The sequence below is a fragment of the Candidatus Blochmanniella pennsylvanica str. BPEN genome, assembly GCF_000011745.1.
GTDB lineage: Bacteria > Pseudomonadota > Gammaproteobacteria > Enterobacterales > Enterobacteriaceae > Blochmanniella > Blochmanniella pennsylvanica.
In genome coordinates, this window is record NC_007292.1 from 379,823 (window position 1) to 393,981 (window position 14,159).

General features: G+C 30.0%; 10 protein-coding genes and 3 tRNA genes. 3 read left to right on the forward strand and 10 right to left on the reverse strand.

The genetic code is table 11. The annotated features are described in order from the left end of the window. The 5 genes from leuS to BPEN_RS01600 all read right to left on the reverse strand — a co-directional run bounded on the left by leuS (nt 1) and on the right by BPEN_RS01600 (nt 6,923). Nucleotides 1–2,619, reverse strand: coding sequence for a leucine--tRNA ligase (gene leuS, locus BPEN_RS01580; protein WP_011282858.1), 2,619 nt, complete (start codon nt 2,617–2,619; stop codon nt 1–3). A gap of 275 nt (nt 2,620–2,894) precedes the next feature. After that, the gene (lnt, locus tag BPEN_RS01585; protein ID WP_011282859.1) at nt 2,895–4,427 is read right to left on the reverse strand and encodes an apolipoprotein N-acyltransferase; all 1,533 of its coding nucleotides are present in this window, start codon (nt 4,425–4,427) and stop codon (nt 2,895–2,897) included. 2 nt (nt 4,428–4,429) lie between these two features. Further along, nucleotides 4,430–5,314, reverse strand: a complete 885-nt coding sequence (corC, locus tag BPEN_RS01590) for a CNNM family magnesium/cobalt transport protein CorC (RefSeq protein WP_011282860.1) — start codon at nt 5,312–5,314, stop codon at nt 4,430–4,432. Nucleotides 5,315–5,346: 32 nt separating this feature from the next. Further along, nucleotides 5,347–5,820, reverse strand: a complete 474-nt coding sequence (gene ybeY / locus BPEN_RS01595) for an rRNA maturation RNase YbeY (RefSeq protein ID WP_011282861.1) — start codon at nt 5,818–5,820, stop codon at nt 5,347–5,349. A 110-nt stretch (nt 5,821–5,930) separates the two neighbouring features. Beyond that, the gene (locus BPEN_RS01600; RefSeq protein WP_011282862.1) at nt 5,931–6,923 is read right to left on the reverse strand and encodes a PhoH family protein; all 993 of its coding nucleotides are present in this window, start codon (nt 6,921–6,923) and stop codon (nt 5,931–5,933) included. 468 nt (nt 6,924–7,391) lie between these two features. Between BPEN_RS01600 and BPEN_RS03365 the strand changes: the two genes are divergently transcribed. Continuing rightward, entirely contained in the window at nt 7,392–7,553 is a 162-nt protein-coding gene (locus BPEN_RS03365; RefSeq protein ID WP_236608111.1) for an FAD-dependent oxidoreductase, read from the forward strand. A gap of 34 nt (nt 7,554–7,587) precedes the next feature. After that, nucleotides 7,588–8,562 carry an FAD-dependent monooxygenase gene (locus BPEN_RS01605; protein ID WP_238374074.1) on the forward strand — a complete coding sequence of 325 codons (975 nt, stop codon included), beginning with the start codon at nt 7,588–7,590 and terminating at the stop codon, nt 8,560–8,562. 243 nt (nt 8,563–8,805) lie between these two features. On the opposite strand, the gene BPEN_RS01610 is transcribed toward BPEN_RS01605, so the two are convergent. From BPEN_RS01610 to nagB, 5 genes are all read right to left on the reverse strand, one after another. Then, a tRNA-Gln gene (locus BPEN_RS01610) sits at nt 8,806–8,877 on the reverse strand. An 83-nt stretch (nt 8,878–8,960) separates the two neighbouring features. Continuing rightward, nucleotides 8,961–9,042: transfer RNA gene (locus BPEN_RS01615), tRNA-Leu, on the reverse strand. A gap of 27 nt (nt 9,043–9,069) precedes the next feature. Then, a tRNA-Met gene (locus tag BPEN_RS01620) sits at nt 9,070–9,143 on the reverse strand. Nucleotides 9,144–9,586: 443 nt separating this feature from the next. Continuing rightward, the gene (nagA, locus tag BPEN_RS01625) at nt 9,587–10,747 is read right to left on the reverse strand and encodes an N-acetylglucosamine-6-phosphate deacetylase (protein ID WP_011282864.1); all 1,161 of its coding nucleotides are present in this window, start codon (nt 10,745–10,747) and stop codon (nt 9,587–9,589) included. Nucleotides 10,748–10,757: 10 nt separating this feature from the next. Beyond that, nucleotides 10,758–11,561: a glucosamine-6-phosphate deaminase gene (nagB, locus tag BPEN_RS01630; RefSeq protein WP_011282865.1), complete on the reverse strand. Its 804-nt coding sequence runs from the start codon at nt 11,559–11,561 to the stop codon at nt 10,758–10,760. A gap of 915 nt (nt 11,562–12,476) precedes the next feature. Between nagB and glnS the strand changes: the two genes are divergently transcribed. Then, nucleotides 12,477–14,135 (forward strand): glutamine--tRNA ligase, encoded by a 1,659-nt coding sequence (glnS, locus tag BPEN_RS01635; RefSeq protein ID WP_011282866.1) that lies wholly within the window; start codon nt 12,477–12,479, stop codon nt 14,133–14,135. Nucleotides 14,136–14,159: the final 24 nt, after the last annotated feature.

Sequence of the window (14,159 nt, forward strand, 5' to 3'; positions counted from 1 at the left end):
CTATTTTGCAATGATATTGATTACTCTATTTGGAACATAAATTATATTATTTATTTTTTTTCCAATAAGATATTTATTTAAAACTCCCTCTGTTTCTAATAATTTATAAACTACATTCTTATCACTATTTAATGGCGCAAAAACTTTATGTCGCATCTTTCCATTAATTTGTACTAGAACGAGCGTTCTGTCATTTTGTATCGCTTGTGTATCTACAATAGGCCATGTCGCATTATCGATATCTTCAGATCCTCCTAAAGCCTTCCATAAAATAAAACTAATATGTGGAGTAAATGGATATAGCAGCCTCACTATTACTAATAAAGCCTCTTGTAATACTGCTCTATCTTGCATGCTTGTTTTAGGAGCATTGTATAATTTTTTTACTAATTTCATAATAGCTGATAAAGCAGTATTAAATGATTGCCTACGATCAATATCGTCAGTAACTTTTTCTATGGTTTTATGTACATTGTATCGAATAAATTTTTGCGCATGATTCAGTATTACAACACTTAATGCATCTACAGGTCCATCTTGGATATGATGATATATTAAGTTCCAAATACGTTTAAGAAAACGCTGCGCGCCTTCTATGCCAGATTCTTTCCATTCCAACGGTGCTTCAATTGGAGCAGCAAACATTATAAAAAACCGCACCGCATCTGCTCCATATTTTTCAATAATTATATTTGGATCAATACCATTATTTTTTGATTTTGACATTTTACACATTCCATCATAAATTAAATCACGTCCATCTTTATCAATAGCTTTGACAATACCTCCTATTCTGTCTCGTTTTATTGTAACATGAGTTGGATCTACCCATATATGTTGGCCATTAGGAGACACATAATAAAAAGAGTCTGCTAATACCATACCTTGACATAATAAACGTATTGCAGGTTCGTCGGAATATACTAATCCTTCATCACGCATTAATTTGTGATAGAATCGAAAATATAATAAATGCATAATAGCATGTTCAATTCCACCTATATATTGATCAACTGGCAACCAATAATTAGCAGCATGCACATTTAACATAGCATCATTATAACGAGGACAAGTATAACGAGCATAATACCAAGATGACTCCATAAAAGTATCAAAAGTATCAGTATCACGAATGGCTGCTTGCCCTTTATAAGTAGTTTGAATCCAGTTAGGATACATTTTTAAAGAATTATCGACATATCCATCGTTACTTCTGTGTATAGTTGACATATTTTTTGGAAGAATTACTGGTAATCGATCCAACAGTACTGGCTTAACAACACCATTAGATAATGTTACCATAGGGATAGGAACCCCCCAATAACGTTGACGCGAAATACCCCAATCTTTTAAGCGATAATTAACTTTATATTGAGCGACACCACGCGCAATTAACGATTTGACAATCGCGTTAGACGCAGTACAAGAACTTAATCCATCAAATTCACCAGAATTAAATAATATCCCATCACAAGTCGTTTCTTGCGCTTGCATCGCAATATTTGGTTCAATTGCATCCAGATTCTTTATAACAGGTTTTATTGGTAGATTATATTTATAGGCAAATTCCCAATCTTGTTGATTATGAGCTGGAATTGATATAGCTGCTCCCATTCCATCACACTCCATAGGTATTACAAAATTGGCGACCCAAATTGGTAATTTACTATTAGTAATCGGATGTATCGCATAGATATGAGTAGGCATTCCCATTTTTTCAAAATAAAAAACATTTTTTTTGTTTAATTTAGTATAAAAATCGTCATTTTTTTGAATAAAATGAGCTACATTTAAATCAGTTTTTGCCACCTGCAATGCTATTGGATGATCTGTAGATATGACTAAATAAGTAATTCCCATGAAAATATCTAATCGAGTCATGTATATTGTTAACGTATCATTAGAATTTTCAATTCTAAAAGTAACATTTACGCCTTTTGAACGCCCAATCCAATTTCGTTGCATAATTTTTACTTGTTCAGGCCAATGCGTTAATTGATCTAATCCATGTAACAATTGATCCGCATAATTAGTAATTCTTATAAACCATTGCGGAATTCTTTTATATTTTACAGGGGTATGACAACGCCAACAGCAATTATTAGTAACTTGCTCATTAGCCAAAACCGTTTTATGATATGAGCACCAGTTTACTGATGCAGTTTTTTTATATACTAAACCTTTTTTATATAATACAGTAAAAAACCACTGTTCCCATCGATAATAGTCTGGGTGACAAGTTATAAGCTCTCTATTCCAATCATAAGCAAAACCTAATGATTGCAATTGGCTTTTCATATAATTAATATTAGAGTATGTCCAGATTGATGGGTCTGTATTATTTTTAATTGCAGCATGTTCTGCAGGTAATCCAAAAGCATCCCATCCTATAGGTTGTAATACATTTTTTCCAAGCATACGTTGATATCGAGAGATTACATCTCCAATTGTGTAATTGCGTACATGCCCCATATGTAAGTTTCCAGATGGATAAGGAATCATAGATAAACAATAATATTTTTCTTTATTACTGTCTTCTATGACTGCAAAAGTCTTGTTTTTATACCAATGTTTTTGAACAACACTTTCAATATCGCTTGGAGAATATGATTTACGCATAATAAATATCACAATAAATTAAAAAATGTTAATTAATTAATAATTGTAGTTAATTACAAATATTAATTTTTTCTAAATAAACATTGTTTTTATCCAATAAAAATAACGAAGTATATAATCATATATACGTAATTGATAATATTTAATCAATTTTATTTCTTATTTTATAATAAATGTTCATTTAATACCTAATAAAAAGTATAGCATATATCTCTTTGAGATCTCTATGTAATTAGATACTTCATTTTGAAGATTTGATAAAAATTTTTTTTAAATTATATATAATTTTTGCATTTAAAAATTAGAAATATATATATAATAATGCCCAGAAAAAAACCGGATCCAAATTTTGCATATGGTGTTAAACCTGTGGTTGGAATGACCTTGTCACTAAGCACCGCAGAAATGAACTGAGGCAGTTGTGCTTGCAGAGAACCATCTGCATTAACAATCGCTGTAATTCCATTATTTGTGCTACATAATAAAGGTCTGCCTAATTCTAGAGCACGCATACGAGCCATTTGGAAAAACTGCCACGGTCCAATAGACCGACCGAACCACGCATTATTTGCAACAGTTAATAAAAAATCAGTATCAGATTTAAAATTGTCACGTATTTGTTTACCAAGAATTATTTCATAACAAATAGCAGTAGTCATTTTTACGCACGACACACTCAATTGTGGTTGAAAATAACAACCTTCTTGCATAAAAGGCACAGGTATATTAAAAAGATTCAGTAATGGTTTAAAAAATCTCTGAAATGGAAACTTTTCAGACCATAACACTAAATGATGTTTATCATATCTATTGCGATTCGGATATTTATAGGATTCAGATTCTCCTAGTACTATAACACTATTATAGTAATGATAATAGTTTTGAATGTAACGTATTCCAATAATTCCGGTAATTAAATTCGTTTGAAATTGTCTACATTTATGATCTAATAATGTTAAAATTGTATTATGCTCAATTTCATTTCCCGGGATAGCTGATTCGGGCCAAATAACTATTTTTGTTTTGCCAAGTAAAGGTAAAGTATGGTTTATATATGTCTGCAGTATTTTTTCTACATAATTAGAATTCCATTTTATATGTTGATCAATATTACCTTGCACTAAAGAAACGTGAATAGCGCGTTGTGGCTGAAAATGATACCATTGTATCCTCGTTAAGGGTGATAACAATAATAATATTCCGAAAGATATGATTAATGACGATAATTGCGTTCTTTTGATAGAAACAGCTAATAATCCACTGATTAAAATAAGAGTAAATGTAATACCTTCTACACCAAAAATAGGAGCAATACCTTTTAGGGGGCCATCAATTTGACTATATCCAAATTGTAACCATGGAAAACCGGTGAACATATACCCCCTGATATATTCAACAATTGACCATATCACTGGAGCAGCGCTTACTGCATACCATATAGTTGTATATGATTGCATCAGCGACAATAAAACAGAAAATAATATAGGAAACAGTATCAGATATAACACCAAAAAAACAATTAATAAAATATTGATACAATTACACATATTACTAAATTGGTCTATACTTATATAGATCCATTGTAACCCGCTACCAAAAAATCCAATACCCCAAAAAAATGTATTCCATGCTGCTTTTTTCCATGTAGAATCTAAAATGGTTTTTAAAAAAACAGTTAAGGAAATAATACTAGCTGGCCAAAAATTATATGGAGAAAATCCTAAAATACCGAATGCTCCAAATAACAACACTGTAAAAAACACAAAATATTGTTTATATTTATAATATGTAGTAACAACAAAAATCATGTCTACAAATTATTTTCTTTAGGTGTATATAATGAGTTGTTGGGAATTTGTACAAGTAATTGTACAATACGATGACTGTCTATAAGTGTAACTTTAAATTTGTAGCCCAAAATATCAATAGATTCCCCATTTGTAGGTAAATGCCCGAAAGATTGCATAATAAAACCCCCAATAGTGTCTATTTCTTCATTATGAAAACAGGTGTTAAACATTTTATTAAAATCTGCAACAGGGGTTAATGCATTAATAATAAAAGTATGTTGGTTTATTTGACAAATATTAAAACTATCTTTATTATCGTATTCATCTTCAATCTCACCAACAATTAATTCTAATATGTCTTCGATGGTAATCAGTCCAGACATTCCTCCAAATTCATCTATTACAATAGCCATATGACAGTGTTGTAGACGAAATTCTTGTAACATTCTATCTACGCCTTTCTGTTCTGGCACTACCATTGCTGGACGTAAAATTTTATCAATACTACGTGGTTGTGATTGTTTTAGTATGAATGGTAATAAATCTTTAGCAATCAAAACACCCTTAATTTTATCCTGATTACCATACAACACTGGGAACCTAGAATGAGCAGATTCTATAATAATGTTAAGTTGTTCATCCCAAGACTGGGTATTTTTCAAAAAAATAATTTGCGCCCTAGGTACCATAACATCTCTAACTTTTTGTTCAACAATATCCATAACCCCTTCTAACATATCTCGAGTATCTGAATTTATCAAAGAATTTTGTTCAAAATCACGTATTAAATTTAATAAATCATTGCGATTTTTAGGACTACTATGAAAGAGATGATGTAATATAAAGGTGAAAAAACTTTTTTTACGAATAGAATTAACGTTCTCCTCTGAATTATTGTTATTCATAATATTATTTATTATATCTTATAAAAATTTTATTATCTATGTGCAACATGACAACACGTTCGATATCCACATTTCTGAAGTATATTTCTTTCTACTCGTTGCATTAATATAGCTTCTTTGTCCACAATATGATTGTACCCTAACAAATGTAGTGACCCATGAATTATCATATGCGCCCAATGTGATCTACCAGGTACATTTTTTTCTTTAGATTCGTATTCTATGATCTGGCGACAAAGCACTACATCACCAAGTAATGGGGATTTCATTCCCAATGGCGGCGTAAAAGGAAATGATAAAACATTAGTAGGGCAATCTTTTTTTAAATAATACCAATTTAAATAGTGCATCTCTTTTATATCTACTATACGTACAGTTAATTCTATTTTTTTTTTATATATAGAAAATATAGCAGATACCCACGACTGAAACATTTTCCGATTAGGTAATCCATGTAAATTTTTACATGCTAATTGTAAATCGATAATTACTTGGTTACTCGTCATCTATTATCCTTAGTCATAATAATAATTATTATTAATCGCTACTATTTGTTTTATTTATACTTTAATTTACAATTACTCTCATGTATATCTGTATATCTTATGATGTATATTTAAAATTGTTTTTTCTCATCCCATGCTTCGTAAGCATCTATTATGCGACTTACTATTGCATGACGTACCGAATCTTCTTTAGTAAAAAAATTAAAACTAATATCTTTAATTATGGATAAAACTTTAATGGCGTGTGTTAAACCAGATGATTGATTAGATGGTAAATCAATTTGAGTGATATCTCCAGTAATAATGACTGTAGAATGAAATCCAATTCGGGTTAAAAACATCTTCATTTGAGTAATAGTTGTATTTTGACTTTCATCAAGAATAATGACAGAATCATTTAATGTGCGTCCGCGCATATAAGCTAACGGAGCTACTTCTATTATATTCTTTTGTATCAATTGCTCTACTCTTTCACGCCCAATTATATTAAATAAAGCATCATATAATGGACGCACATAGGGATCAGATTTCTGATTAAGATCGCCCGGTAAAAAACCTAATTTTTCTCCTGCCTCAATAGCAGGACGAGTTAAAACAATATATTTGTTTTTTTTACGCTCTAATAAATCTACCGCAGCAGCTATAGCTAGATACGTTTTCCCAGTACCTGCAGGTCCTATTCCAAAAGTAATATCATGATTAAAAATATTATAAATATACTTTGATTGGTTTTTTGTACGAGGCTTTATTGTCCCATTTTTTGTTTCAATTTGTATCAAAGTATTATGATTTTTTTTTGTATATTTATATTGAGTTTGTAATATTTGGATTTGTTTAATAGTCAAATATACTTGCTCTGGATCAATGTCATGAATCACACCACATTCGGTCTCGGTATCCGAATATAAAGACACCAAAGCATTAGTGGCAGCATTAACTGATACTGATGTTCCTATTAATCTAAAAAAATTATCACGCCTATTGATAGTAATATTCAATTGAGATTCTAATTGTTTCAAATTATCATCAAAAGGTCCGCATAGACTGATCAAACGTTTATTATTTGCTGGTTGTAATCTAATCTCTTTAGTTTCTAAATTCAAAAATTACCCCTAAATTAATCATAATAAAAACAATTAATAGTAATACTTACATTGAATCAAGACATTAAATGTAATTTATAACATTATTTAGAAATAAAAAATCTATCATCATAAGCTATGAAAAAATTTTCAACATATACACGTTTTTAAATACATGCTTGAAATTTTAAAAATAAACAATAATAAGTATAACAACATATTAAAAATATAGATAAAAATTAACTTAATTTACTAATATAAATTAATAAATTAGTAATATAACTGAAAGTTAAAATAATTGCAATCATATGTCAAGGACATATGATTGCAATTAAATCTTTAAATTTTTAAGTATTTATTTAATTTGAAACTTCTATGTGTTATATGCCCGATTACTTACTTAAATTAATATTCGCTTGCATAAAATCTTAACATCATATAAAAATATACTTATATACAGTTTAACCTTTATGTAGATCATAAAATATTATGAATAAATTATTCTGTGATGTATTAATATTTGGTGCTGGTATTATAGGGGCATCTTTAGCATTACGTCTTTCTAAATCTGGTATTAAAGTAATCATAGTAGACCATACACATCCTGTTCCAATGAAAAAAAAAACCGCATATTCGAGTTGCTGCTATTAATTATGCTTCAATAGAATTTTTAAAACAAATTAATATATGGAAAAAAATTCCTTCTAATTTTTGCACGCCATATCACCGCCTAGAAGTATGGGAATGCCCATCATCAAAAGTAATTTTTCATTCCATGGCTGCAGGAGTATCCATGATGGGGTGCATTATTGAAAATAATCGGTTACAATTAGCACTTTGGGAAGATTTCGTAAACTTCAAAACAATAACATTATATTGCCCATCCATATTAGTATCCACACATTATGACGGATTTTGTTGGCGATGCATTCTTGATAATGGTGTCGTAGTTGTTAGTCGTTTATTAATAGGAGCTGATGGAATTTATTCTCAAGTTCGAAAAATATTGGGAATCGGGGTAATTGGTTGGAAATATCGTCAATTTTGTATGTTACTCACCATTAAAACAGACAAATGTAAAAATGGAACAATTTGGCAAATATTTACTCCTTGGGGTCCCATAGGATTTTTACCTCTGTATAATCATTGGGGATCATTAATGTGGTACAATACTCCTGAGCGTATTCAGGAGTTACAACAATTACCTGTAGCAATGTTGGAAAAAAAAATCGAAAATAATTTTCAAAAACAACTAGGTAACGTTAAGTTACACAATATGACTGTAGTTCCATTGATTCGTCAATGTGCATACAACTACATAACTTCAGGAGGTGCATTAGTTGGAGATGCGGCACATTCTCTGCACCCTTTAGCAGGGCAAGGAATAAATTTAGGACTTCGTGATGTCATGAGTTTATCCCGATTACTAATTAATTCACGTGTTTTTGACGAGTATTCGAGTATTTCAGAGGTGTTGATATCCTATCAAAAAAGCCGTAAATATGACTCTTTCCTTATGCAATCATGCATAGATTGGTTATACGTTGTTTTTCATAATAATTACTTGCCACTAAAAATAGCTAGGAACGTTGCATTTATGACAGTTGAGCGCTCCTTATATTTAAAAAGAAAAGTATTAAAATATGCTTTAGGTATATAAGAGTATATACAGTATTGCGACATATATATCAAATGTAGAGAGATTCTAAATCTATCTTGAATTTAATTATAAAAATAAATTTTTATACTTATATTACTACAATGCATTATACATGTAAAAATGATTCCTACTCAAATATATTTTGATTGTTCATTTTTAATAATCATTCATGAAACATGATATAGACTTTGAAAACGCAATATTTTTATATTTTTTATTTGAGTATAATAACATGAAAATCCACTGGGGCACCAGGATTCGAACCTGGGAATGGCGGGATCAAAACCCGCTGCCTTACCGCTTGGCTATACCCCATTTATCATAATATGCTTATTCATGTATATTTTTATATTTATTTATGTATTCCTTTTGTTGCATAGTCACTTAAATAAACAACATACGGGAGGCGAGATTTGAACTCGCATACTTCTCAGTATCAGATCCTAATTCTGACGCGTCTACCTATTTCGCCACTCCCGCTTTGTTGTACCTATCTGATTATATAAATAGCTACGACGGGACTTGAACCTGTGACCTCAGCATTATGAGTGCTGCGCTCTAACCTACTGAGCTACGTAGCCAATATTTTTAATTATCCTGTGTTATGGATCCCATTACGAACTGAAACACATAAATTTATACTACATTATGCAATAATTATAAAATATCCGTCAACTTTCTTTTATGGATATAAAATGGGTATATTTTTAGTTATTATGTAAACTTATAATTTTGTTAAAAAAATTATAAAATTATATGATTTACTTTATGAGCACGCTCATATAAAAATAACTATAATTTAAGTAATTTGAAAATAAAAATAAAATATTTCTGCATAGAAACATATATTACGAAGCTATTCCATATAATAGTTCAACTTTGTTCATATGTGAATATGGTAACACATAATTTGTAGTAATAAAAATTTAAAAATTGTTAGTTTAATACACAAGATCATTAATGAGATAAAAAATTCCATCATGGATGAACATTTATTTAAGCATATGTCTATATGTAGTCGAATTTATGGCAATGATGTATTCACTATTTTTCCGTTAACTATGGTTTTTTTTATTTGATAGTCTGTGTTAAAAACAGTTAAATTAGCAATCTTATTTATTTCTAAGCTACCTAAACAATGGTCCATTCCGATAGCTTTGGCTGGATATAAGGTAGCCATACGCACAGCTTCATCTAATGGTATTCCAGCATATTTAACACTGTTTTTTATTGCTTGAATCATGGTTAAAGTCGATCCACTAAGTGTGCCTTTACTATCCTCACATATGTTATTACGATGATATATGGTTTTATTAGAAAAAAGAAATCGGGATCTAATTTTATTAGATCCCGCAGGACTAGTGGCATCAGTTACTAAAATTAAACGATCTCCTTTAATTTTTTTAGCATATCTAATATTAGCCCAATGAACATGCAATCCATCTGCTATAACACTGCAATATATTTCTGGCACATCAAAAATAGCTCCGATAACACCAGGTTCACGAGCAATTAACGGTGGCATAGCATTAAATAAATGGGTTCCAAAACTAACACCGTATGAGAAACTAAATCGTGCTTGTTCATAAGTAGCGTTAGAATGTCCAATTGCAACACAAATACCCGATTTTTTTAATTTTTGAATAAATGTCATATCTAATTGTTCGGGAGCAAGAGTTATTTTTCTGATAACATCACTATTTTCACACAGATAATTTATCATCTCTTTTGTCGGACAACGAATCAATATCGGGTTATGTATACCTCTTTTTGTAGAGTTTAAGAATGGCCCTTCCAAATGTAATCCTAAAGCCTGATTTTTATTTTTAGATAAAAAAATACGCATGATCTCAATAGCTCGTTGCATCAGAACATTATTACTAGTAATCAACGTTGGAAGAAAACTAGTACACCCTGAAAATTGGTTAGTTTCCTGCATTTTTTCAAGTGTACATATTGATATTGCATTTATATGATCGTTGAATTGTACGCCGCCGCACCCGTTAATTTGTAAATCTATAAATCCAGGTGTCAATAAAGATCCTGATAAATCATGTACATCTATGTTTTTAGGCAACTCGCTACTCAAACAAATAGCTTTAATAACATTTTCAGAAACGATAAGCGCATGATTATCAATAATTTCCTTACCAGTGTATATCGTACTATTAATTAAAGCATACATATTTTAGAAATTACATTATGATTGTCTGATTATTTATTTCTAGTTCTCGAAAATACTTGACTGTTTTCATTTTTAATTCCATAGTTGATAGCTCATCGCATACTAATACTGATTTAGGATGTAACTGTAGACAACTAATAGTCCACATATGATTAACATTACCTTCAATTGCTGCTTGTACTGCCGCTGCTTTATTTATTCCAGTTGCTATTATTATTATTTCTCGTGACTCCATTAATGTAGCAATTCCAATAGTTAATGCAAATTTAGGGACAGAATCAATATTATTATTAAAAAACTTAGCATTTGATACACGAGTTTCTTTACTTAAGTTTTTAAGTCTGGTGCGCGATGTTAAAGAAGAGCCAGGTTCATTGAAAGCAAGATGTCCATCACTACCAACCCCCCCTATCAACAAATGAATACCCCCATATAATTTTATTTTTTCTTCATATCGTTGACATTCATCTTTAACATTATTGGTATTTCCATTTAAAACGTAGACATTTTCTTTAGGAATATCAACATGATCAATAAAATTTGTATGTATAAAAGTATAATAGCTTTTTAAATCTGTATGAGATAAACCAAGATATTCGTCCATAGTAAATATTACTACATATTTAAAACTTACTTGATTAGACCGATGCAGCGCTATAATATTTTTATAAGTCTTTATTGGAGTTCTTCCTGCAGGTAAACCTAATACAAACGGATTGTCGATGGTAGGATGAAAAGAATTAATACGGCAAACAACGTAGTGCGCAACCCATTGAGCAACGTGATCAGAGGTATCTAAAAATATAACTCTCATATAAAGATCCTTGTTTAATTGAGCTGATAATAAATCATCCTATATTATTTAAAAACTAATAAAACACTATATATACATATATGGTTAATTGCGGACCTGATGCGATTTCTTTTTTAAAATTAAAGATAATAATTTTATTAGCACAGTATTGTACTGATAATAAATTATAGAAATAAACACACCTCATGAGATAATTCGTTCCTTACGTGCTCCAGTAGCTGTCGAACAATTATGTATGTATATTAACATATAATCATTTGCACAATTGTTACAATACTTAAATACATGCGTTTATCTCCATTATGTACCCATTCCTGTATACTGATTAAAAAATTACATATTCCTGCGCATTACAACCGTCTTTAAATAAAGATTTACGATTAATTTATTTCAAAAAAACGTTATCTTTCTCATAATAAAGTTAACACAAATATATTCTATACAGAAGTATTAAAATTTACAACAGCAAAGTAACGTTTATATTATTCTCAATTTGAGTAACAATGCAGATCTACATAATTACCTACTTATTGATCTAAAAAAATAATTGCAAAGACCATAATGTCTTCACGAAAATATATAGATATCAATCTATATTGGCTTGGATACGTAAAATATGACATCTTAATTATAAAAACAGAATCTATTATTATTTGATTTGTATTGTAGCTATTCTAGGAATATATTTAGATTTAAGATAATAATTATAACGCTGTTAAATATTTCAAATATTAATTAATGTACTTGTCAATATATTGTATATATGCATATTATTATTGTCATATAGAATGATATTTTTTAAAAATTTTTATATTTTTATGTAATAATCTTCATTCGATATCGTCATTTAAATTAATGAAGATATGTTATCTACGGATTAGCAATGATAGTATATATTTAGAAAAGGATAAAAGAATGAAAATTCTTATGAATTATCGACCTAATTTTATTAACCATATTATTGATAAAGATTTGAAATCAAAGAAACATACTAATGTGCGCACACGATTTCCTCCAGAACCTAATGGATATTTACATATCGGACATGCTAAAGCTATTTGCCTCAATTTTGGTATTGCTCAATATTATCATGGTCAATGCAATTTACGATTTGATGATACCAATCCAGAAAAAGAACACAAAGAATATGTTGAAAGTATAAAATATGACATTCAATGGCTTGGATTTATGTGGCACGGAGATGTACATTATTCATCCGATTATATTGAAGAATTGTATGATTATGCTATCAAATTAATTAAAAAGGGTCTAGCATATGTAGACGAATTATCCATAGATGAAATTAAAAAATACCGGGGAACATTAACACGTTCTGGTAAAAATAGCCCATACCGATCTCGTAGTATTAAAGAAAATTTAATTTATTTTTCTAAAATGCGAAATGGGGATTTTCTAGAAGGTAAGGCCTGTTTACGTGCTAAAATTAATATGGCCTCTCCTTCTATGGTGATGCGAGATCCGGTATTATATCGTATTAAATACACTCCACATCATCGCATTGGAAAAAATTGGTGTATTTATCCAACATACGATTTTAGTCATTGTATTTCAGATGCAATAGAAGGTATTACTCATTCTTTATGTACTTTAGAATTCCAAGAGAATCGCATTCTATATAATTGGATATTAAATAATATTGATATAAATACACACCCCGCTCAATATGAATTTTCTCGGCTTAACTTAAAATATATAATCACATCTAAACGTAAACTTAATATATTAGTTACAAAAAACATAGTTGATGGATGGGATGATCCTCGAATGCCTACTATTTCTGGATTACGACGCAGAGGATATACAGCCAGATCAATTCGCGAATTTTGTCATCGTATCGGCATCAGTAAACAAGAAAGTCAAATAGAATTATCACTTTTAGAATCATGTATTCGTGCGGATTTAAACAAACATGCGCCACGACTTATGGCAGTAATCAATCCAATGAAAATTATTATTAATAATTTACCTGTAGGATATGAAGAAAAAATAGAAATGCCAAATCATCCTAATAACTCTGATATGGGGGTGCGTCATGTCATTTTTAGTCAAGAAATTTTTATTGATCGTTTTGATTTTTGCGAAATATTAAATAACAATGAATGTTATAAATTAACTTTTGGGCAGGAGATACGATTAAGATACGCTTATGTCATAAAAGCAGAGGGTGTCAAAAAAGATAAAAATGGAAATATCATTTGTATTTACTGCAGTTACGATCCATTTACTTTACATAAAAACCCAGTAGGTGGCAGAAAAATTACTAGAGTAATCCATTGGGTATCAGCAACAAGAAACATATCAGCTGAATTTCGTCTATATGATAAATTATTTATTCACCCCAATCCTGCTGTTGCAAGCAACTTGATTGCCAATATCAATCCTAATTCTTTAATAATTTCTCAAGGAGTTGTTGAAGAAAATATAATTCACTCTTATAGCTCTGGTCCATACCAAATTGAACGAGAAGGATATTTTATCCTGGACCACCATTATTCTAAAAAATCTTACCTAGTATTTAACAGAACCGTAACCTTAAAAGAATCTAAAAATTAGTAAAGAAATACACTCAAATTGTTA